Source organism: Mycobacterium lehmannii, from assembly GCF_002245535.1.
In the GTDB taxonomy this organism is placed as follows: domain Bacteria; phylum Actinomycetota; class Actinomycetes; order Mycobacteriales; family Mycobacteriaceae; genus Mycobacterium; species Mycobacterium lehmannii.
On the sequence record NZ_NKCN01000006.1, the window covers coordinates 1 to 21,434 of the forward strand.

Annotated in this window: 18 protein-coding genes and 1 pseudogene; 15 read left to right on the forward strand and 4 right to left on the reverse strand. The window is 67.1% G+C overall.

What is annotated here, in order from left to right; all coding sequences use genetic code 11:
• Nucleotides 1–280 (reverse strand): DUF222 domain-containing protein (locus CEX87_RS08860; RefSeq protein ID WP_142301077.1); only part of this gene is annotated, 280 nt, incomplete at its 3' end.
• A gap of 180 nt (nt 281–460) precedes the next feature.
• On the opposite strand from CEX87_RS08860, the gene CEX87_RS08865 reads away from it, so the two are divergent.
• Nucleotides 461–2,980, forward strand: a complete 2,520-nt coding sequence (locus tag CEX87_RS08865) for a sensor histidine kinase (protein ID WP_094286795.1) — start codon at nt 461–463, stop codon at nt 2,978–2,980.
• Between the two features lie 6 nt (nt 2,981–2,986).
• On the opposite strand, the gene CEX87_RS08870 is transcribed toward CEX87_RS08865, so the two are convergent.
• Nucleotides 2,987–3,850: an alpha/beta fold hydrolase gene (locus CEX87_RS08870; protein ID WP_064399593.1), complete on the reverse strand. Its 864-nt coding sequence runs from the start codon at nt 3,848–3,850 to the stop codon at nt 2,987–2,989.
• 40 nt (nt 3,851–3,890) lie between these two features.
• Between CEX87_RS08870 and CEX87_RS08875 the strand changes: the two genes are divergently transcribed.
• The 8 genes and pseudogenes from CEX87_RS08875 to narI all read left to right on the forward strand — a co-directional run.
• A complete protein-coding gene (locus tag CEX87_RS08875; protein WP_064399592.1) occupies nt 3,891–5,759 on the forward strand; it encodes a propionyl-CoA synthetase in 1,869 nt (622 codons plus the stop codon).
• 343 nt (nt 5,760–6,102) lie between these two features.
• Nucleotides 6,103–6,585, forward strand: a complete 483-nt coding sequence (locus CEX87_RS08880; protein WP_064419074.1) for a DUF4383 domain-containing protein — start codon at nt 6,103–6,105, stop codon at nt 6,583–6,585.
• 86 nt (nt 6,586–6,671) lie between these two features.
• Nucleotides 6,672–7,094 (forward strand): DUF4383 domain-containing protein, encoded by a 423-nt coding sequence (locus tag CEX87_RS08885; protein WP_064399590.1) that lies wholly within the window; start codon nt 6,672–6,674, stop codon nt 7,092–7,094.
• A gap of 125 nt (nt 7,095–7,219) precedes the next feature.
• On the forward strand, nt 7,220–8,398 hold the full coding sequence (locus CEX87_RS08890) for a nitrate/nitrite transporter (RefSeq protein ID WP_269845535.1): 1,179 nt from the start codon (nt 7,220–7,222) through the stop codon (nt 8,396–8,398).
• Nucleotides 8,395–12,090 (forward strand): nitrate reductase subunit alpha, encoded by a 3,696-nt coding sequence (locus CEX87_RS08895; RefSeq protein ID WP_198957189.1) that lies wholly within the window; start codon nt 8,395–8,397, stop codon nt 12,088–12,090. The genes CEX87_RS08890 and CEX87_RS08895 overlap by 4 nt, the downstream gene beginning before the upstream one ends.
• Entirely contained in the window at nt 12,087–13,754 is a 1,668-nt protein-coding gene (gene narH, locus CEX87_RS08900) for a nitrate reductase subunit beta (RefSeq protein ID WP_064399587.1), read from the forward strand. Before CEX87_RS08895 ends, narH begins: the two co-directional genes overlap by 4 nt.
• The gene (narJ, locus tag CEX87_RS08905) at nt 13,751–14,404 is read left to right on the forward strand and encodes a nitrate reductase molybdenum cofactor assembly chaperone (RefSeq protein WP_064399586.1); all 654 of its coding nucleotides are present in this window, start codon (nt 13,751–13,753) and stop codon (nt 14,402–14,404) included. Before narH ends, narJ begins: the two co-directional genes overlap by 4 nt.
• Nucleotides 14,403–15,137: pseudogene (gene narI, locus CEX87_RS08910) on the forward strand (respiratory nitrate reductase subunit gamma); the annotation flags it as partial. The gene narJ and the pseudogene narI, both read left to right, overlap by 2 nt.
• Before the next feature lie 16 nt (nt 15,138–15,153).
• Here narI and CEX87_RS08915 read toward each other — a convergent pair.
• Nucleotides 15,154–15,822 carry a helix-turn-helix transcriptional regulator gene (locus tag CEX87_RS08915; RefSeq protein WP_064419070.1) on the reverse strand — a complete coding sequence of 223 codons (669 nt, stop codon included), beginning with the start codon at nt 15,820–15,822 and terminating at the stop codon, nt 15,154–15,156.
• Nucleotides 15,823–15,914: 92 nt separating this feature from the next.
• Here CEX87_RS08915 and CEX87_RS08920 point away from each other — a divergent pair, with 92 nt between their 5' ends.
• The 6 genes from CEX87_RS08920 (at nt 15,915) to dosR (ending at nt 20,448) form a co-directional block, all read left to right on the forward strand.
• Nucleotides 15,915–16,367: a DoxX family protein gene (locus CEX87_RS08920; protein WP_094286797.1), complete on the forward strand. Its 453-nt coding sequence runs from the start codon at nt 15,915–15,917 to the stop codon at nt 16,365–16,367.
• 164 nt (nt 16,368–16,531) lie between these two features.
• On the forward strand, nt 16,532–16,870 hold the full coding sequence (fdxA, locus tag CEX87_RS08925; RefSeq protein WP_094286971.1) for a ferredoxin: 339 nt from the start codon (nt 16,532–16,534) through the stop codon (nt 16,868–16,870).
• A gap of 63 nt (nt 16,871–16,933) precedes the next feature.
• The gene (locus CEX87_RS08930) at nt 16,934–18,343 is read left to right on the forward strand and encodes a WS/DGAT/MGAT family O-acyltransferase (protein ID WP_064399581.1); all 1,410 of its coding nucleotides are present in this window, start codon (nt 16,934–16,936) and stop codon (nt 18,341–18,343) included.
• A 6-nt stretch (nt 18,344–18,349) separates the two neighbouring features.
• Nucleotides 18,350–18,802 carry a pyridoxamine 5'-phosphate oxidase family protein gene (locus tag CEX87_RS08935; RefSeq protein ID WP_064399580.1) on the forward strand — a complete coding sequence of 151 codons (453 nt, stop codon included), beginning with the start codon at nt 18,350–18,352 and terminating at the stop codon, nt 18,800–18,802.
• Entirely contained in the window at nt 18,783–19,787 is a 1,005-nt protein-coding gene (locus CEX87_RS08940; protein ID WP_094286799.1) for an Acg family FMN-binding oxidoreductase, read from the forward strand. Before CEX87_RS08935 ends, CEX87_RS08940 begins: the two co-directional genes overlap by 20 nt.
• Before the next feature lie 22 nt (nt 19,788–19,809).
• Nucleotides 19,810–20,448: a hypoxia response regulator transcription factor DosR/DevR gene (gene dosR, locus CEX87_RS08945; RefSeq protein WP_064399579.1), complete on the forward strand. Its 639-nt coding sequence runs from the start codon at nt 19,810–19,812 to the stop codon at nt 20,446–20,448.
• On the opposite strand, the gene CEX87_RS08950 is transcribed toward dosR, so the two are convergent.
• Nucleotides 20,445–21,422 carry an Acg family FMN-binding oxidoreductase gene (locus tag CEX87_RS08950; RefSeq protein WP_064426357.1) on the reverse strand — a complete coding sequence of 326 codons (978 nt, stop codon included), beginning with the start codon at nt 21,420–21,422 and terminating at the stop codon, nt 20,445–20,447. The genes dosR and CEX87_RS08950 overlap by 4 nt on opposite strands.
• Nucleotides 21,423–21,434 lie beyond the last annotated feature (12 nt).

The following is a 21,434-nucleotide window of genomic DNA, read 5'->3' on the forward strand; positions in this document are numbered from 1 at the left end:
GCGCTTCGGCCACCCGCCGATGCGCCTCAGCCTTAGAGATGCGCAACAACACCGTCAACGCCCCGGCCACGCTGGGCTCCCCCAACTCCGCCAACGGGGCCTGCTGGAGCCCGGCCACCATGCTGTGCCCCACCGCGGCTTGGCGCCGGGTGAACCTCTCCCACTGCGCGGTGACCCTCAACTGCTCAGCGGTGCTCAACGTGTCGAACGACTCGGCGATCAACCCGGACAGCTCGCGGTCCATCGCCGCGATCCGCTGGCTGACCCGTTCCACCGACATACTCGAACACTAGTTCGACCCACCGACAACCCAGCCCCATCTGTGACTACTGAAACCAAAGAGACGCAAGTGATTTCGCACGCCCCTAGGAGCTAAAGGGCCGGCGAACACAGGGGCGCGACCACTCAGCGACGACAAGGAGGTTTGAGCCACGCATTACACAACGTAAATTGGGAAGCGATGGGAATACTGGGACGAAAGACCGGGGACCTGCGCGTCTACCTCGGCGCGGCGCCCGGTGTCGGCAAGACCTACTCCATGCTCGCCGAGGCGCACCGCCGTCTCGAGCGCGGAACTGACGTGGTTGCCGCCGTAGTCGACACCCACGGCCGACGCAAAGTCGGCCAGCAGCTCGCGGGCATCGAGGTGATACCTGCGCGCGTCGTAGAGGACTCCAGCAGGCCTGGCACGCAGTACCAGGAGATCGATGTCACCGCGATCATGCAGCGGCGGCCCAAGGTCGTGCTCGTCGACGACTTCGCCCACACCAACGCCCCGGGCAGCAAGAACAAGAAGCGTTGGCAGGACGTCGAAGAACTGCTCAACGCCGGCATCACGGTGATCACCACCGTCAATGTCCAGAACCTGGAGAGCGTTTCCGACCTCGCCGCCCAGATCACCGGAGTCGAGGAACCCGACCGCATACCCGACGAGGTGGTGCGCGCCGCCGATCAGATCGAGTTGGTCGACATCACGCCGGAAGCGTTGCGGCGCAGGCTCGCTCACGGCAATGTGTACCCGCCCGAGCGTGTCGATGCCGCACTTTCGAACTACTTCCGACCCGAAAACCTCACGGCGCTGCGACAATTGACCCTGCTGTGGCTCGCCGATCAGGTCGACGCCGCGCTGGCCAAGTACCGCTCCGACAAGAAGATCAGCGATCGATGGGCACCCCGCGAACGTGTGGTGGTGGCGGTAACGGGCGGCCCCGAGTCCGAGGTCCTGGTGCGACGGGCGTCCCGCATCGCCTCCCGATCGGGCGCCGACCTCAGAGTGGTGCACATCGTCGACGGCGGCGGCCTCACGGCCATCTCGGATCAGCAGAAGAAGGCCGTGCGGGAACTCGCCGCCAGCTTGGGCGCGACCATGCATACGGTGGTCGGCGACGACGTCGCTTCCACTCTGATCGCCTATGCGCACGACATCAACGCCACACAGTTGGTGGTCGGAACATCTCGACGTTCGCGGCTGTCGCGCATGTTCGACGAGGGCATCAGCGAGGCCGTCGTCCAGCAGGCCGGCGGTCTGGACGTGCACATGGTCAGCCACGACCAGGCCAGCACCGGCATCTCGTGGTCCCGGCTCTCGCCACGACAGCGCCGGCTCACGTCATGGCTCGCCGCTATCGCAATCCCGGTCGCGGTCTGCGCGCTGACATTGCTGCTGCCGGAGGGGTTCCTGCACATCGGCGGCCCGGGCGCGCTGTTCTTCATCGGGGTGCTGGGCACGGCGATGCTCGGCGGGCTCGCCCCGGCCGTCACGGCCGCCGCCCTGTCCGGAGCGCTGATCACCTACTTCCTGGTGGCTCCGGCGAACGCGTTCTCCGTCCACGACAGCGACGGCTTTGTCGCGACGGTGATCATGCTGCTCCTGTCCGTCGCGGTCGCCGCCCTCGTCGACCGGGCCTCGAGACGGGCGCGAGAAGCGCGGCGAGCCAGTCAGGAAGCCACGCTGCTGGCGCTGTTCGCCGACGGCGTGCTGAACGAAGCGGACCTCGACAGCCTGCTGGAGCGGGTCCGCGAAACGTACTCCCAGCGCGCCGTGAGCATCGTGAGAAGCAAGACCGGCGAACTGCTCGCCCACACCGGCACCGACCCCTGCACCGACGTCGACGACGCCGACACACCCGTCGAGATCGACGACGACGAGTACTGGATGCTGTTGTCCGGACCGGCGTTGACGACGCGCGACCGCCGCGTCCTCAGCGGCGTCGGCAAGCAGGCCGTCAACCTGATCAGGCAACGGGAGTTGGCCGAGGCGAACAAGGCCGAGGTCGTCGGCCAAGCGGACAAACTGCAGCACGCGCTACTCACAGCGGTCAGCCACGACCTGCGCACTCCGCTGGCGGCCGCCAGGGCGGCGACGTCCCGGATCCGCAACAGCGACGTCGACTTCTCCGGCGACAACACCGCCGAACTCCTTGCCACGGTGGAGGAGTCCGTCGATCAGCTGACCTCACTGGTGGCCAACCTGCTGGACTCGGCGCGCCTGGCCGCCGGCGCAGTTCGACCGCAGATGGCGCGCGTCGAACTGGAGCACGTCGTCCAACGCGCGCTGCTCGGAATTCGCGCGGACACAGACGAAATCACCCGACCGGGCAGTGAACGGGTGAAGGTGGAGATCGACTGCGACGCGGCCCTGGCCGACCACGAACTGCTGGAGCGCGTCCTGGCCAACCTGATCGACAACTCGCTGCGCTACGCCGACGGCAGCCTGGTGCGGGTTACCGCGGGCCAGGTGGGTGACCGGGTGCTCATCGCCGTCGTCGACGAGGGTCCCGGTATTCCGCGAGGCAGCGAAGAGCAGGTGTTCGCCCCGTTCCAGCGGCTCAGCGACGACGACTCGATCGGCATCGGAATCGGCCTGTCGGTTGCCTCGGGATTCGTCGAGGCGATGGGCGGAACGATCTCGGCTTCCGACACCCCCGGCGGGGGCCTGACCGTCGAGATCGACCTGCCCGCCGCGCCGAACCAGGTGTGATGGCAACTAGGCCTGGGCGGTCTCCTCGGCCAGGGCGATCAGCGCCGCGCGCACCAGATCGGGTCTCTCGTCGACGATGAAATGACTGGCGTCGACCATCTCCAGTCGGTAGTCGTCGGCATCCGCGGTCTCCTCCGCTGCCAGAGATGGATGGACAGCCGCGTCATCGCGCCCGAACAGACACCGGATCGGCACGGTGGCGCGCGACGGCTTCGGCCCGCGGCCGGCGGCCGGTAACTCGCGGAGCAGGAAGCTTCGGTACGTGTCGCGCGCGGCCCGGGCCACCACCGGATCTCGGAATCGATCGGCGTACACCCGCGCGGTCTCCGGGTCCAACCGCGAGCCGGCCTTGAACAGCAGGTCGAGGAAGCCCGTGTGCCGCAGCACCGCAACGCCGAACGTGGCCAGCGGCACCTGGTACCAGAACCGCCACAGCTGTGGTGCGACGACGCGCGGGCCCACCCACGGGTGGGCCATGTTCGTCGCCAGGTAGCCGTCGAAACGCTCCGGCGCCGTCAAAACCATGCGGTACCCGACGTACGCGCCCCAGTCGTGGCCCACCAGCAAGACCCGGTCCAGACCCAGCGCGTCGAGCAGTGCCAGTACGTCGGCGGCGACGTCGTCCTTCTCCCACCGGTGCGGCGCAGGACCCGACCAGCCGTAGCCGGGCAGGTCCGGCGCGATGATCCGCAGTCCCGCGGGCGGGTTACCCAAGAGATCGCGGTACACCCAATGGTGTTGCGGCCACCCGTGCAGCGCGACGACCGGGCGCCCGTCGGCGGGGCCCGCCTCGGTGACGTGGAAGCGCACACCGCGGGCGGTGAGGTGAGAACGGCGCACTCCTTCGATCGGCGGAGGAGCAGAAGCCATAACGCGACTATAGGAACTGCCGTCGCGCTACCGTGCCGGTATGGCCGGATACCGAGCGCTGTTCGACGCCAGCATCGCTGATCCAGAAGGATTCTGGGCCGATGCCGCACGCGCGGTGACGTGGACACGTGAGCCGAAACAGATCCTCGACGACTCCAACCCGCCGTTCTACCGCTGGTTCGCCGACGGTGAGCTGAACACCTGCGCGAATGCGCTCGACAGGCACGTCGACGACGGCCGGGGCGATCAGCCCTCGCTGATCTACGACTCACCGGTCACCGGGACGCAACGCACCTACACCTTCAGCGAATTGCGTGATGCGACAGCGAAATTCGCCGGCGGCCTGCGCGGTCTGGGTGTCGAAAAGGGCGACCGCGTGGTGATCTACATGCCCATGATCCCCGAGGCGGTGATCGCCATGCTGGCGTGTGCGCGCCTGGGGGCGATCCACTCGGTCGTGTTCGGCGGGTTCGCCGCGCACGAACTCGCGGCGCGCATCGACGACGCGCAACCGAAAGTCGTCGTCTCCGCGTCCTGCGGTATCGAACCGTCCCGCATCGTCGCCTACAAGCCGATGCTGGACGCCGCACTCGAGATGTCCGAGCACCCGCCGCGCAACTGCGTCATCGTGCAGCGCGATCGGCAGCGCTGCGAGTTGGCTCCGGACCGCGACCTCGACTGGGAGGACGTCGCGGCCGCAGCGGCCGTCGACCCCGTGCCGGTGGCCGCGACCGATCCGCTCTACGTGCTGTACACCTCCGGGACCACGGGTAAGCCCAAAGGCATCGTCCGCGACAACGGCGGGCATGCGGTGGCGCTGCTCTGGAGCATGCGCAACGTCTACGACATCGAACCCGGCGAAGTCTTCTGGGCCGCATCTGATGTCGGCTGGGTGGTTGGCCACTCCTACATCGTGTACGGACCGCTGCTGCTGGGTGCCACGACGGTGCTCTACGAGGGCAAGCCGATCGGCACGCCGGATCCCGGTGCGTTCTGGCGGGTCGCGTCCGAGCACGGGGTCAAGGCACTGTTCACGGCCCCGACGGCCGTGCGCGCGATCCGCAAGGAGGACCCCGACGGCGAGCACATCGGTCGCTACGACCTGTCGAAGATGAAGTACTTCTTCCAGGCCGGCGAGCGACTCGACCCGGACACCTACGCGTGGTCGGCGCAGAAACTCGGTATCCCGGTCGTCGACCACTGGTGGCAGACGGAAACCGGGTGGGCGATCGCCGCCAACCCGATGGGTCTGGAACCCATGCCGATCAAACCGGGATCCCCGACGGTTCCGATGCCCGGCTACGACGTCAGGATTCTGCACGTCGACGGCTCGCCCTGCGCTGCCAACGAGGAAGGCGACATCTGCATCCGGCTCCCACTTCCGCCGGGCACCCTGCCCACCCTGTGGGGCGACGACGACCGATACAAGGCCTCCTACCTGTCCGAGCATCCGGGTTACTACCTCACCGGTGACGGCGGCTATCTCGACGAGGACGGCTACCTCTTCGTGATGGGCCGCATCGACGACGTCATCAACGTCGCCGGACACCGGTTGTCGACGGGATCCATCGAAGCCGTGCTGGCCACTCATCCGGCGGTCGCCGAATGCGCCGTCATCGGCGTCCGCGACGACATCAAGGGCCAGGTGCCGCGCGGCTTCGTGGTGCTCAAGTCGGGTGCTTCAGACGACGGGCTGGCCGAGCAACTCATCGAGTCGGTGCGCGAGAACATCGGCGCCGTAGCGTGTTTCAAACTCGTCGACGTCGTGCCCGCGCTGCCCAAGACGAGGTCCGGAAAGATTCTGCGCAAGACGATGCGGGGCATCGCCCACGGCCGCGAGGAGCCGTTGCCGTCGACGATCGAAGACCCAGCGGTGATCGAAGCGCTCAAGCCGATCCTGAAGAACTGAGCCGCCCCGGCGCTGCTCGGATCGGCCTATATTCGTTGGTGAGTGCGTGCCTGCCCGATGCACGCGGCTCACAACAAAGGAGTTGATTCGCGATGCGTACATCTGCGGTCAAGGCCAAGAGCGGCTGTACCTGCCACTGCCACAAGTGCGATCAAGGTCATCACTGCGGGAACCCACCCAACTGTTACATCAAGAAGTAGCCCGGCACCGGACGTGATCGGTCCAGGCGAGACCAGAAGCGCCTGAGCCGCGGCTTCCGCCCTGCCGATCTCGGTACGCGCGGCCACGTTTGCGCCGCCTTTCCGCGGGTAGCCCTGCGCTCACGCGAGGAAAGGAACTCATCATGGTCAGCAGCCACCCACCGGGCCCGACGGCCGCCTCCCGGTACGGCTCACATGTTCAGAAGGCTGCCCTTGCCGTCGGCGCAGTGTTCCTGTTGGTCGGCATTTTGGGCTTCATCCCGGGGATCACGACGAACTACGACACCATGACGTTCGCCGGCCACCACTCCGGGGCCATGCTGCTCGGGATCTTCAACGTTTCAATCTTGCACAACATCGTGCATCTGCTGTTCGGTGTGGCCGGCGTCCTGATGGCGCGCACGTTCGATGCAGCCCGCATCTACCTGATCGGCGGCGGCGTCATCTACCTGCTGCTCTTCCTGTACGGCTTGGTCATCGACCATGACAGCGCGGCGAACTTCGTGCCGTTGAACACCGCCGACAACTGGCTTCATCTGTTCCTCGGGGTCGGCATGATCGCGCTGGGCGTGCTGCTGTCACGCCGCCGCGACGCCAATACCGCGTTGAACCGGAACACGCGGTAGAGGTCCACGCCTCGCGCCGGTTAGCGACGGCCGCCGGCGGGTATCACCTGCGAGTCCGTCAATATCGGCTTGGACGGAGGCGAGGGATGGCAAGACCACCGAAGTACATGGCCGTGCAGGCGGCGGCGGTGATCGCCGGCGTCGCCCTGATCCTCCTCGGCGTCCTCGGGTTCATTCCGGGCGTGACCCAGGACTACGACCGGCTGGCGTGGGCCGACCACCGATCCGGAGCCAGCCTGCTCGGCATGCTCTCGGTGTCCGGGCTGGGCAACGTGGCCAACCTGGTGATCGGCGCGCTCGGGCTGCTGATGGCACGCACGTACGCGGCCGCTCGGGCGTACTTCCTCGGCGCCGGACTGGCTTACTTCGCGTTGTTCGCATACGGATACGCGGCGGCCAACGCGTTCGACTGGATGTGGTTCGGCCTGGGTGTCGTCATGTCGATACTCGGGCTGACACTCGCCGGTCAGCACGACCCGACCAAGCGCCGCAGGAGAATTCGCGCCTAGCGCGGGCCTGTACTACATCGTGTAGCAGCGCTTTACCCGAAAGCCACGCGGGCGCCTTCCACACGTGGTTGTCTGGGTGAGTGAGCACGGCGACTACGACGCCGCACACCGGCGCGCGGCGGGGCATCAACCTAGCGCTGGCCACCTGGGTCTCGGCCATCAACTTCTGGGCATGGAACATGATCGGCCCGCTGTCGACGACGTACGCGGGCGATCTGTCGCTGAGCAGCTCCGAGGCCTCGATGCTGGTGGCCACACCGATCCTGGTGGGCGCACTCGGCCGGATCGTCGTGGGTTCGCTGACCGACCGGTTCGGCGGGCGCGCATTGTTCATCGCGATCACGTTGATCTCGATTGTTCCGGTGCTGGCGGTCGGCGCTGCGGGCTCGGCAGGCTCCTATCCGATGCTGCTCGTGTGCGGCTTCTTCCTGGGCATCGCAGGCACGATCTTCGCCGTCGGGATCCCGTTCGCGAACAACTGGTACGAGCCGTCGCGGCGCGGGTTCGCCACCGGGGTCTTCGGGATGGGGATGGTGGGCACCGCGCTCTCGGCGTTCTTCACGCCCCGGTTCGTCGGCTGGTTCGGGTTGTTTTCCACCCATGTCATCATCGCGGTCGCGTTGGCGGTCACCGCGGGGCTGTGTCTGCTGTTGATGCGCGACTCCCCGACCTTCACCCCCAATACCGACCGGGTGATGCCCAAGCTGAAGGCGGCGGCCAAACTTCGCGTCACCTGGGAGATGTCGTTCCTGTACGCGATCGTGTTCGGCGGGTTCGTGGCGTTCAGCAACTATCTGCCCACCTACATCAAGACGATCTACCACTTCTCGGCCGTCGATGCCGGCGCGCGCACGGCCGGGTTCGCGCTGGCCGCGGTCCTCGCCCGTCCGGTCGGTGGTGCGCTGGCCGACCGGATCGCGCCGAAGTACGTCGTGCTGGGTTCCTTCGCCGGCACCGCGCTCATGGCATTGATCGCCATACTGCAACCGCCGCCGGACGTGTGGTCGGCCGTCACCTTCATCGCGCTGGCCGTGTTCCTCGGTATCGGCACCGGCGGCGTGTTCGCATGGGTGGCCCGCCGGTCGCCCGCCAAGTCCGTCGGCTCCATCACCGGAATCGTCTCGGCGGCCGGTGGTTTGGGCGGATACTTCCCACCGCTGGTGATGGGCTCGACCTACGACTCCGCCGAAAACGACTACTCGATCGGTCTGATCCTGCTCGTGGTGACCGCGTTGATCGCGTTCGCTTACACCGCACTGCGGCTGCACGCTCATGAGCCGCAACCGAAGGAGGCCACACAGTGACGATCACCCCGCCCCACATCGGCGGCCCGATCGAAGAACTGCTCGAACGCAGCGGCCGATTCTTCACTCCCGGTGAGGCTTCCGACGACGGGCGGACCATCCACCGCCGCGGCGGTCGCGAAGGCGACGTTTTCTACCGCGACCGCTGGAGCCACGACAAGGTGGTCCGCTCCACGCACGGCGTCAACTGCACCGGCTCGTGCTCGTGGAAGATCTATGTCAAGGACGGCATCATCACCTGGGAAACCCAGGAGACCGATTACCCGTCGGTGGGCCCGGACCGACCGGAGTACGAGCCGCGCGGATGTCCGCGCGGTGCGGCGTTCTCCTGGTACACCTACTCGCCGACGCGGGTCCGTTACCCGTACGCGCGTGGCGAACTCGTCCGGATGTACCGCGAGGCGAAGTCGCGTCTGTCGGATCCGGTCTTCGCATGGGCCGACGTCCAGAATGACCCCGAACGCCGCAGGCGCTACCAACGGGCAAGGGGTAAAGGCGGTCTGGTGCGAGTCAGTTGGGCCGAGGCGACCGAGATGATCGCCGCGGCCCACATCCACGCGATCAAGCAGTACGGGCCCGACCGGATTGCGGGATTCTCCCCCATCCCCGCGATGTCGATGGTCTCCTTCGCCGCGGGATCGCGATTCATCGAACTGCTCGGCGGCGTGATGACGTCCTTCTACGACTGGTATGCCGACCTACCCGTGGCCTCCCCGCAGGTCTTCGGCGACCAGACCGACGTACCGGAATCCGGCGACTGGTGGGATGCCTCGTATCTGATGATGTGGGGTTCCAACGTGCCGGTCACCCGCACACCGGACGCGCACTGGATGACCGAGGTGCGCTACCGCGGCACGAAGGTCGTCAGCGTCAGCCCCGACTACGCAGACAACACCAAGTTCGCCGACGAGTGGATGCCGTGCGCCGCGGGCACCGACGGTGCGTTGGCCATGGCGATGGGCCACGTCGTGCTCTCGGAATTCTTTGTCAAACAGCGCGTCCCGTTCTTCGTCGACTACGTCCGCAAGTTCACCGACCTGCCGTTCTTGGTCAAGCTCGAAGACCGCGACGGCAGGCTCGTCCCGGGTAAGAACCTGACCGCGGCCGACCTCGGCGGTGAAGTCGCGGCACAGGAGAACGCGGCCTTCAAACCGGTGCTGCTGGACGCGGCGACCGACTCCGTGGCCGTACCGCACGGCTCGTTGGGATTCCGCTTCGGCGACGACGGGGTCACCAAGTGGAACCTCGAACTGGGTGATCTCGTACCGGCGTTGACGGTGCTGTTCACCGAGGGCGGGGAGACAGCCGAGGTGGCGTTGCCGCGATTCGACACCTTCGACGGCCACGGCGAAACGCTGACCCGGGGCGTGCCGGTGCGACGGGTCGGTGAACACCTGGTGTGCACGGTGTTCGATCTCATGCTGGCCCAATACGGCGTGGCCCGGCCCGATCTACCCGGTGACTGGCCGACCGGCTATGACGATCCCAAGCCGTACACTCCTGCCTGGCAGGAGTCGATCACCGGAGTGGCTGCGTCACAGGCCATTCGGATCGCCACCGAGTTCGCCCGCAACGCCGAGGAGTCCGGTGGGCGGTCGATGATCATCATGGGCGCCGGAATATGCCAATGGTTCCACGGCGACGCCACCTACCGGGCGGTGCTGGCGTTGGTGTTGCTGACCGGCGCGATGGGTCGCAACGGCGGCGGCTGGGCCCACTATGTCGGACAGGAGAAGTGCCGCCCGGTGACGGGATGGTCGGCGCTGGCGATGGGCACCGACTGGTCGCGGCCGCCGCGACAGATGCCGGGCACCTCGTACTGGTACGTCCACACCGATCAGTGGCGCTACGACGGCTACCGGGCCGACGCGCTGTCCAGTCCGCTGAGCCGCGGCCGGTTCCGGGACCGCCACACCATGGATGTGCTCGCCGCATCGACGGCCATGGGCTGGAGCCCGTTCTATCCGCAGTTCGACCGCTCGAGCCTCGACGTCGCCGACGAGGCCCGCGCCGCCGGTCAGGACATCTCCACCTACGTCACCGAGAAGCTCGCCGACGGTGGACTCAAGCTCGCCGTCACCGACCCGGACAACCCGTCGAACTGGCCTCGGGTGCTGTCGGTCTGGCGGGCCAACCTGCTGGGCTCGTCGAGTAAGGGCAACGAGTACTTCCTGCGTCATCTGCTCGGCACCGACTCGAACCTACAGGCCGAGCCGACGCCGGAGGCGGTGCGGCCCAACGACATATCGTGGACCGACGACATCCCCGAGGGCAAGCTCGACATGTTGATGTCGATCGACTTCCGGATGACGTCGACGACGTTGCTGTCCGACGTGGTGCTGCCCGCCGCCACCTGGTACGAGAAACACGACCTGAACACCACGGACATGCACCCGTACGTGCACGCGTTCAACCCCGCCGTCGACCCGCCGTGGGAGACCCATTCCGACTTCGAGGCCTTCGGTGCGATCGCCCGGGTGTTCAGCGGGCTGGCGGCCAAGCATCTGGGGGTGCGCACCGACGTGGTGCTCGGCGCGATGCAGCACGACACACCCGGTGCGATGGCGTATCCCGGTGGTGTCGAGCAGAATTGGCGCACCGACGGGAGCATCCCGGTACCCGGTAAGACCATGGGTCCGATCGCCGTGGTGGAGCGTGACTATCCGGCGATCGCCCAGAAGTGGGCGGCGCTGGGGCCGCTGGTCGAGAAACTGGGGTTGACCACCAAAGGCGTCACCGTCCGACCCGACAAAGAGGTCGGCGAACTCGCGGCCAAGTTCGGTGTCATGAGTTCCGGTCGCGCAGAAGGCCGTCCGGCGATCAACACCGCGGAACGGATGGCCGAGGCGATCCTGGCACTGTCCGGCACCAGCAACGGACGGCTGGCCGTCGAGGGCTTCCGCGAATTGGAGCGCCGGACCGGGCGTCGACTGGTGCATCTGGCCGGTGGCAGCGAGGAGCGCCGCATCACGTTCGCCGACACCCAGGCGCGGCCGGTTCCGGTGATCACCAGCCCGGAGTGGTCGGGCAGCGAGACCGGTGGGCGTCGCTACGCACCGTTCACCATCAACATCGAGGAGCTCAAACCGTTCCACACGCTGACCGGCCGGATGCACTTCTACCTGGACCACGACTGGCTGGAGGAACTCGGTGAGCAGTTACCGGTCTACCGTCCGCCGCTGGACATGTCGCGGTTGTTCGGCGCGTCGGCGGTGGGTGACCACGACGGTGTGGGACTGACGGTGCGCTACCTGACCCCGCATTCGAAGTGGTCGATCCACTCGGAGTATCAGGACAACCTGTTCATGCTGTCGTTGTCGCGCGGCGGTCCGACGATGTGGATGAGCCCGGCCGATGCCGCGAAGATCTCGGTGCGCGACAACGACTGGGTCGAGGCGGTGAACCGCAACGGCGTGCTGGTGTGCCGCGCGATCGTGTCGCATCGGATGCCCGAGGGCGTCGTGTTCGTCTACCACGTGCAGGAGCGCACCATCGATGTGCCGCTCAGCGAGGCCACCGGGAAGCGCGGCGGTATCCACAATTCGCTGACCCGGCTGCTGATCAAGCCGAGCCATCTGGCGGGCGGGTACGCCCAAATGGCGTTCGCATTCAACTATCTCGGTCCGACCGGCAACCAACGCGACGAGGTGACCGTGGTGCGGCGTCGCAGCCAGGAGGTGGCGTACGAATGAGAGTCATGGCGCAGATGGCGATGGTGATGAACCTCGACAAATGCATCGGCTGCCACACCTGCTCGGTCACCTGCAAACAGGCGTGGACCAACCGGCCCGGCACCGAGTACGTCTGGTTCAACAACGTCGAAACCCGTCCGGGACAAGGTTATCCGCGGACTTACGAGGATCAGGAGCGGTGGCGTGGTGGATGGATACGCGACCGCAGGGGTCGGTTGAGGCTGCGCGACGGCGGGCGGCTGAGCAAGCTGTTGCGGATCTTCGCCAACCCCAAGATGCCCAGCATCAACGATTACTACGAGCCGTGGACCTACGACTACGAGAATCTGACGAACGCGCCGTTGGGTGAGCACATACCGGTGGCCCCGCCGCGCAGCTTGATCAGCGGTGAACCGATGAAGGTGGAGTGGTCGGCGAACTGGGACGACAACCTGGGCGGCTCACCGGAGATCGTGGCCGGAGATCCGGTGCTGCAGAAGGTGAACGAGCAGGTCCGCCTCGAACTCGAGCAGACGTACATGTTCTACCTGCCGCGGATCTGCGAGCACTGCCTGAACCCCTCGTGCGTCGCGTCGTGCCCGTCAGGGGCGCTCTACAAGCGTTCCGAGGACGGCATCGTGCTCGTTGACCAGGACCGCTGCCGCGGCTGGCGGATGTGTGTGTCCGGATGTCCCTACAAGAAGGTGTATTTCAACCACAAGACCGGCAAGGCCGAGAAGTGTACGTTCTGTTACCCGCGCATCGAGGTCGGGCTGCCCACGGTGTGCTCGGAGACTTGTGTCGGTCGGTTGCGGTATTTAGGCCTGGTGTTCTACGACGTCGACCGTGTGCTCGAGGCGGCGGCGACCGAGAAGGACACCGACCTCTACGAAGCGCAGAAGTCGATCATCCTGGACCCGCACGACCCCGAGGTCATCGCCGGCGCCCACGCGGAGGGCATTTCCGAGGAGTGGATCGAGGCCGCCCAACGTTCGCCGGTGTACGCACTGATTCACCGCTATCAGGTTGCGCTGCCACTGCATCCCGAGTATCGGACGATGCCGATGGTCTGGTACATCCCGCCGCTGTCCCCCGTGGTCGACGCGGTCGCCCGCGACGGCCATGACGGTGAGGCGCTCGGAAACCTGTTCGGCGCGTTGGAGGCGCTGCGCATTCCGATCGAGTACCTCGCCGGGCTGTTCACGGCCGGGGACACCGCGGTGGTCGAAGACGTGCTGCGGCGGCTTGCCGCGATGCGGTCCTATATGCGCGACATCAACCTGGGCCGGGAGACCCAGCCCCACATCCCGCAGGCGGTCGGCATGACCGAAGAGCAGATCTACGAGATGTACCGCCTGCTGGCACTGGCGAAATACGAAGAGCGCTATGTCATTCCGACCGCCTACGTCGCCGATGCCCACGCCCTCGAGGCGCAGGCGCTCGAAGAACCGGGCTGCTCGCTGTCGTTCGAGGGTGGACCCGGCATGTACGAGTCGGGTCCGTTCGGCGAGGCCAGTGGCGCCCCGGTGCCCGTCGCGGTGGAGAGCTTCCATGCACTGCACCACCGACAGACCAGTGAGGGCATCGCGGTCACCGAGTCGCGCCCGTCACGGGTCAACCTGCTCAACTGGGACGGCCGGGGGGAACCCAGCGGAATCTTCCCCGAGCGGAGCGCGGATCAATGAAATTGCTCAGGAGCAGACGGGAATCGACCCTCGAGCACCGCCTCGTGTGGCAGGCGGCCGCCTTGCTGTTGACCTATCCGGACGACCAGCAGGCCGAACGGCTGGCCACCGTCGAGGAACTGCTGACGCACGTTCCCGCCGCCCCGGCAGACCTGCTCGCGACCACCGTCGCGGCATTGCGCGACAGGGACCCGATGCAAGCGCAGGCCGACTATGTGGACACCTTCGACATGCGGCGCCGCACCACGATGTACCTGACGTACTGGACGGCGGGCGACACCCGCAACCGCGGCAACCACATGCTGGCGTTCGCTCGCACCTACCGGGAGGCGGGCGTCAGCCCGCCGGAACGCGAGGCCCCCGACTACCTGCCCGTGGTACTCGAGTTCGCCGCCACCGTCGACCCCGAGGCGGGGCGGCGCCTGCTCGTCGAGCACCGTGCCCCGATCGACTTGCTGTGTGATGCGTTGCAGCAGTCCGCATCGCCGTACGCATACGCCGTGGCCGCCATCTGCGAAACGCTTCCGGCCCGTACCGAGCAGGACATCCAACGGGCTCAGCGACTGGCCGCCTCGGGACCGCCCGCCGAATCCGTTGGTCTACAACCCTTTACATTGACCGTGCCGCCACGACGCGCACAAGGAGTTTGACATGTCGGGCTGGGTGATCTTCTGGGACGTGGTGCCGTACGTGACGCTCGCGATCGTCGCGGTCGGGATCTGGTGGCGGTACCGCTACGACAAGTTCGGCTGGACCACCCGTTCGTCGCAGCTGTACGAATCACGGCTGTTGCGCATCGGCAGCCCGATGTTCCACTTCGGCATCCTGGTGGTGATCGTCGGACACATCATCGGTCTGGTGATCCCCGAATCATGGACAGACGCAATCGGGCTCAGCGACCACGCCTACCACATCCAGGCGATGGTGCTCGGCGCGATCGCCGGCGTCACCACGCTGACGGGTATCGCGTTGCTGGTGTTCCGCCGCCGCACCACCGGACCGGTCTTCCTCGCCACCACCGCCAACGACAAGGTGATGTACCTGGTCCTGGTGATGGCCATCGTGGCAGGCCTGGCGTGCACCCTGATCGGTGCGACCCCCGTCGGCGCCGAACACGACTACCGACAGACGGTGTCGCCCTGGTTCCGGTCCATCTGGATTCTGCAACCGCGCGGCGACCTGATGGCCCAGGCGCCGCTGTGGTTTCACATCCACGTGATCATCGCGCTGGTGCTGTTCTGCCTGTGGCCGTTCACGCGGCTGGTCCATGTGTTCAGCGCACCCATCGGTTACCTGTTCCGGCCCTACATCGTCTACCGCAGCCGCGATGTCGTCGACAAGGGTGAGTTGGTCGGTTCGCGCCCGCACCGCCGCGGTTGGTGACCTGCGGGCGGCCATGTCAACCCGAGGCGCCGTGCACCAGCACGCAGCACCGGCCTTGTCGAGGACTGAGCTCCGCGCGCGCGTCGGGCGCTGAACTGCCATCGATCACACCCTCGACGAGCTGAAGGTTCAGCCCGCAGACCACCTCCAGGTGGTCCTTGGCCACCGAGTGAAACGGGCAGTTGCGCAGGGTGATACAGCCCTCGGCATCCGACTGGGGTAAGTATCCGCAGGCGCGCAGCGCGACCACCACGTCACCGTCGGCGTCGACCGCGGCTTGGCGCCCGGTTTCGCGGGCGGCCGCGCTCAGGGCCGAGCGCACCGCCCCTCCGGCGTCCTGCTCGATCGACGAGACCAACAGCCGAGCGAGCAGCAGATAGTCGCGCGGCGGAACGCTGACCACGATCTCGTCTGCGGTCCTGGCGTAGAGCTTGGCCGGCCGTCCGGCGCCGGGACCGCCACGGCCGGCGGGGCGCTGATAGCTGACCGCCAGCAACCCACCGTCGGCGAGTTTGTCCAAGTGATAGGCGGCCAGGGTGCGGCCGATGCCGACCGCCGCGGCGGCCGCCTCCCTGGAAACCGGCTCTTCGCGCTCAACGACGAACTCGTACAGCCGACGGCGAATCGGGTCGTCCAGGCTGGTCAACGCCGCCAACGAGGCAGGGTCGGCGAACTGCGGGGGCACGTCCAAACTCTATCACCAAAAACTCTTGACAAACTGAGGCGGAAGGTGTGCTCTAAAAGACATAACATTTATTTATAGAAAGGAACGGCGCCATGCCCACCTCGAATGCGCCATCAACCGACCACTCGAAGAGCCCGCTGCTGCGCGCCCGAACCGATCCCGTCTACGCGGCCTACCTGATCCTGCGGATCGGGTTCTCGGTGCTGCCGATCGTGATGGGCCTCGACAAGTTCACCAACGTGCTGACCGACTGGGAGGGTTACCTCGCGCCGTGGATCGTCGACATCAGCCCGTTCACCGCGCACCAGACGATGTTGGTCGTCGGCGTGGTCGAGATCGTGGCCGGCATCGTGGTCGCGGTCAAACCGCGATACGCCGCGTACGTCGTCGCCATCTGGCTCGCGGGCATCATCGTCAACCTGCTCACCTACCCCGGGTTCTACGACGTCGCGTTGCGCGACTTCGGCCTGCTGCTGGGTGCGTTGACGTTGGGCCGGCTGGCCTCGGTGTACGACGCGCCGCTGCACACCCCCGCTACGCGTTGAGTCAGGCGCCGCCGACGTTGGGCGTGGCACGAGCTGGGATGTCCGTCGAGCTCGTGCCCACGCTCGACCGCACCGGCTTCGGCGCTGCGCCAGGGACTTTGGTCCTCGAAGCAACAGGCTTTCGACCCGCGACGACCGCGTCCGGCTGTTCTTACGCTGGGGCCATGACCTATGTGATCAGCAGTGCGTGTGTGGACGTGATGCACAAGTCCTGTGTGCCGGAATGCCCGGTCGATTGCATCTACGAGGGCGCGAGGTCGCTCTACATCAATCCCGAAGAGTGCGTGGACTGCGGCGCGTGCAAGCTGGCGTGCGAAGAGGGCGCGATCTATTTCGAGACGGATCTGCCCGACGACGAGCACGGCCACCTCGCCGACAACGCCGCGTTCTTCACCGACGTCCTGCCGGGCCGCGATGCGCCCCTGGGCGCTCCGGGCGGCGCCGCCAAGCTCGGCCCGGTCGGCGCCGACGCACCCCTCGTCGCCGGCATGCCGCCGCGCTGACCACGGGCGAAGTAGGGACCTAAGGCCCTACTGCCACATCCGCCGGTCGCCGACAGTAAGGGTATGGAGCAGCTCACCACACTGGACGCGGGATTCCTACACGCCGAAGACTCCGACCCTCACGTGAGCCTCGCGATCGGGGCGATCGCCGTGCTCGCCGGGCCGATGCCCGAATTCGATTCGCTCGTCGCCGATCTCACCGAACGCGTGATGGCCGTTCCGCGCTTCCGGCAGATCCTGCGCACCCATCCACTCGACCTCGGCGCACCGGAGTGGGTGGAGGACGCGGGAGTCGACGCCTCCCACCACATCCGCCGGGCGGCGCTGCCCCGGCCCGGCGACGATACGGCGCTGTTCCGCTGGGCCGCCGAAGTGATGGAGCGGCGCTTGGACCGCGACCGGCCCCTGTGGGAGTGCTGGGTCGTCGACGGCCTGGCCCACAACCGCTGGGCGATCCTGATGAAGATCCACCACTGCATCGCCGACGGGGTCGCGGCGACCCATCTGCTCGCCCATCTGTGCGACGGACACGGCACCGAGACGTTCGCGACGGCACTCAGCGGCGCCCAACCGAAGCCGAAACCCTGGCGCCTGCCCGCTCTTTCGCTCAATCCAGTCGATTGGATGGCATCTGCGTGGCGTACGTCTCGCGACGTGACCACCACCGCGACCCAGGCGCTACACGGGGCCGTCGAGATCGCCGGCGGGCTGCTGCGGCCGGCCTCGCCGTCGTCGCTGACCGGTCCGGTGACCGATATGCGGCGCTACGCCTCCGTCGAGGTTTCGCTGCCCGACGTGCACCACATCTGTGAGCGGTTCGACGTCACGGTCAACGATGTAGCGCTGGCAGCGATCACCGACAGCTTCCGCACCATCCTGCTGCGCCGCGGCGAGAACCCCGGGCGCACGTCGCTGCGCACCCTGGTGCCGGTGTCGGTGCGGTCCGCCGATGCGGCGGGCGAACCCGACAACCGGGTATCGGTGATGCTGCCCTACCTCCCCGTCGAGAAGGACGACCCGATCCAGCAGCTGCAAACCGTGCACGCACGACTGGGCAAGTCCAAGGCGAGCGGACAGCGCGAGGCCGGAAACCTCTTCGTCACCGCGGCCAACGCGATTCCGTTCCCGCTGACGGCGTGGGCGGTTCGGGCCCTGACCCGGCTCCCCCAGCGGGGCATCGTGACACTGGCCACGAATGTGCCCGGCCCCCGCAAGCGGATGCGGCTCAAGGGCCGCGAAGTCATTCGGCTGCTGCCGATTCCGCCACTGGCACTTCGACTGCGAACCGGCATCGCGATCCTCAGCTACGCCGACCACCTGTCGTTTGGCATCATCGGCGACTACGACGCCGCGCCCGACGTCAACGAACTCGCCGACGGCATCGAGCGCGCCGTTACCCGACTGGCCGACCTGAGCAACGGACACTGGCGTTGCACGCCCGTCGGCACCCTCGCTCTGGTCCAAGGAGGCTGAAAGACGATGACCAAAGGTCAAGAACTGGAGACCCTCAACCGCAGGCAATGCCTGGACCTACTACAGGGCGTGCGGGTGGGCAGGCTGGTCTTCACCGAGGACGCTCTGCCCGCGGTGCAGCCGGTGAACTTCCGGCTCTGGCATGACGACGTCGTGATCCGGGTCGCGGGCGGACCGAAGTTGGCCGCCGCGACCGACAACCAGGTCGTGGCCTTCCAGGCCGACGAGCTCGACGCGGACCTGCGTACCGGTTGGAGCGTCACCGTCGTCGGGCACGCCGAACCGATCACCGACGTCGACGAACTGGTCGAGTTGTCAGGAACATTCCTGCAGCCGTGGGTCGACGGTCGCCGGGACCACTTCGTGCGGATCCGCACCGAGAAAATGACCGGCCGCAGGTTTCGCGAACGCGGCCTCCCGCAGTACCGGAGCACCGACCATGACGCCGTCACGTCTTGAGGCCGAAAAGGCTTCCACGCCCACGACGATCGACATCGAAGTCGTCGTCAACGCGGTCGAGTTGGCGTGCCGGGCCCCGTCGTTGCACAACAGCCAACCGTGGCGATGGGTGATCGGCACGACCACGATCGAGCTTCATGCCGACCGCTCCCGGGTGATCCGCTCAACCGACAACTCGGGGCGTGAAGCCCTGATCGCCTGCGGTGCAGCGCTCGACCACTTCCGCGTAGCGATGGCCGCCGCCGGCTGGGACACCTCGGTCGAGACGTTCCCCGACCCCGACAGGCCCGAGCATCTCGCGTCGGTGCGCGTCTGCGCCCCGGCACCCGTCACACCGAGCGCACGCGAGCGCGCCGACGCCATCCTGACCCGCCGCACCGACCGTCTGCCGTTCCGGGCGCCCGATGACAGCCTCGACGTCGTGCTGTCGAATCGACCCGAGGGAACCTTCGTCGACACACTGCAGGCCGCAACGCATGCCGAGCTGGCCGAGGCTTCCCGGCTCACCGAGTCGCTGCGTTCGCACGACGATCGCTACCACGGTGAATTGCAGTGGTGGACCACGCCTTTCCGGCTGTCCGAAGGCATTCCGCCCAGCGCGCTGGTGTCGGAGTCCGAACGGCGGCGCGTCGGCGTCAACCGAAGCTTCCGGCCCAGCGGCCACCTCGACCGCCGCAGCGGAACCGCGCTCGACGAGGCCGACGTCGTGGTGTTGTCGACACCGGCGGACACCCGCGAGGACGCGTTCATCAGCGGTCAGGCGCTGTCGCGGGTGTTGCTCGACCTCACGGCCGCCGGGTTGGCAACCTGCACGATGACCCATCTGACCGAGGTGGAGGCCGGGCGCGACGCCATCCGCCGGCTGACAGGACGCGACGCGGTCCCCCAGGCCTTGATTCGAGTGGGTAAAGTGCCGACGATCGAAAACACGCCGGCACCGACGCCGAGACGGGCGGTGCGGGAAGTGCTGGAGATTCGCCGTTGAGGCGCTGATCGGAAGGGCTCACATGGTCACGGTCTTCCTGGTCGACGACCATGAAGTCGTCCGACGCGGACTGGTCGACCTGCTCGGATCAGACCCAGAACTCGAGGTGGTCGGCGAGGCCGGATCGGTCGCCGAGGCGATGGTCAGGATCCCCGCGGTCCGGCCCGATGTCGCCGTCCTCGACGTGCGGCTCCCCGACGGCAACGGAATCGAACTGTGCCGCGACCTGTTGTCCGATCTGCCCGACCTGCGCTGCCTGATGTTGACCTCGTACACCTCCGACGAGGCCATGCTCGATGCGATCCTGGCAGGCGCCAGCGGGTTCGTCATCAAGGACATCAAGGGCATGGAGCTGGCGCAGGCAATCAAGGATGTCGGCGCCGGCAGATCGCTTCTCGACAACCGCGCCGCGGCGGCGCTGATGGCCAAGTTGCGCGGCTCGGCCGACCGCAAGGATCCCCTCTCCGGGTTGACCGACCAGGAGCGCACGCTGCTCGGGTTGCTCGGCGAAGGCCTGACCAACAGGCAGATCGCGGCACGGATGTTCCTGGCGGAGAAGACCGTCAAGAACTATGTGTCACGGTTGCTCGCCAAACTCGGTATGGAGCGCCGGACGCAGGCCGCGGTGTTCGTGTCCAAGCTGGACCGTCGGCAGGACTAGTCCAACCACCGAACCACATCGGCCAGCGCGCGCCGCGGCGTGGACGGCAGCGGGTCGGCGTTCACCGGCGCCCAACCCACGCGCAACAGCATCTGGGGGTAGCCGTAATCGCCGAAAACGTCTTCCCGCACGGCTTCCCGCGTCTCGGCGATCTCCAGCGGTTCGGTCACCGGGCAGCTCGCCAGGCCCAGTGCCGTCGCCGTGAGCAGGACGAGGCTGCATGCCTCACCCGCGCGCAGCCGCGCCAGCGGGGTGTCTTCCTTGGTTCCCAGCGCCAGCACCGTCGCCGAGTCGTCCTCGGGTGAGGCGTCGGGCGGCTGGGCCAGGGCGGGGCCGGCGAAGTGCCTGGCAGGTATCGCTGCGTGGGGATCCGACACCGGGGTGTTCCTGGCGGGCACACCGGCCACCGACGCGTGCCGTCCGCTCCATGCGGTCAGCTCGCGCAAATACGCGTCGTCGGCGGCGTGCTCCCGAACCGCTTGCGCCACAACATGTTGCAACTTGGGCAGCTGTGCGACTTCCCTGAGCATGACGCCGTAACGCGCCGCCCTCGCACCCATCAAGGCGATGTCGGCCTCCGGGACGGACCAGGAGTTGTAGAGGCGACGGTCGGTGCGGCGCCGCGGGATCGCCGCGGCCAGAACGATGTCGAGTTCGCCTGCGGCTTGCCGGCTCAGCTCGATGGCGGCCAGGTGCTGCGGTTCTGCCGGGTTGGGGAACCGGTGAACCCTGGCGTGCCAACCGAGCGCCGCCAGCGCGACGACGGCGTGGTGCAGGGCGATCCCGCAACTGAGGTGCAGGTCGCGGCTGTCTGGATCGGCACTCGGTAGCCGACGGTCCAGATCGGCGTACAGGTGCAGGCTTTCGTCGCCCACCCGCCACTGCCACGGCTGCGAGTTGTGAATGGAGGGCGCCCTGGTGGCCAGCGACAACGCGGTTCGCACGGTGTCCCGGTCGGGGAAGTGAACGTTCATGGCGGTCCTGCT

Coding starts and splice junctions, on each gene's coding strand:
- CEX87_RS08875 (WP_064399592.1), top strand. CDS start 3,891: ATGGCCGGATACCGAGCGCTGTTCGACGCCAGCATCGCTGATCCAGAA.
- CEX87_RS08865 (WP_094286795.1), top strand. CDS start 461: ATGGGAATACTGGGACGAAAGACCGGGGACCTGCGCGTCTACCTCGGC.
- narJ (WP_064399586.1), top strand. CDS start 13,751: ATGAAATTGCTCAGGAGCAGACGGGAATCGACCCTCGAGCACCGCCTC.
- CEX87_RS08880 (WP_064419074.1), top strand. CDS start 6,103: ATGGTCAGCAGCCACCCACCGGGCCCGACGGCCGCCTCCCGGTACGGC.
- fdxA (WP_094286971.1), top strand. CDS start 16,532: ATGACCTATGTGATCAGCAGTGCGTGTGTGGACGTGATGCACAAGTCC.
- CEX87_RS08935 (WP_064399580.1), top strand. CDS start 18,350: ATGACCAAAGGTCAAGAACTGGAGACCCTCAACCGCAGGCAATGCCTG.
- CEX87_RS08950 (WP_064426357.1), bottom strand. CDS start 21,422: ATGAACGTTCACTTCCCCGACCGGGACACCGTGCGAACCGCGTTGTCG.
- narH (WP_064399587.1), top strand. CDS start 12,087: ATGAGAGTCATGGCGCAGATGGCGATGGTGATGAACCTCGACAAATGC.
- CEX87_RS08930 (WP_064399581.1), top strand. CDS start 16,934: ATGGAGCAGCTCACCACACTGGACGCGGGATTCCTACACGCCGAAGAC.
- dosR (WP_064399579.1), top strand. CDS start 19,810: ATGGTCACGGTCTTCCTGGTCGACGACCATGAAGTCGTCCGACGCGGA.
- CEX87_RS08920 (WP_094286797.1), top strand. CDS start 15,915: ATGCCCACCTCGAATGCGCCATCAACCGACCACTCGAAGAGCCCGCTG.
- CEX87_RS08885 (WP_064399590.1), top strand. CDS start 6,672: ATGGCAAGACCACCGAAGTACATGGCCGTGCAGGCGGCGGCGGTGATC.
- CEX87_RS08940 (WP_094286799.1), top strand. CDS start 18,783: ATGACGCCGTCACGTCTTGAGGCCGAAAAGGCTTCCACGCCCACGACG.
- CEX87_RS08870 (WP_064399593.1), bottom strand. CDS start 3,850: ATGGCTTCTGCTCCTCCGCCGATCGAAGGAGTGCGCCGTTCTCACCTC.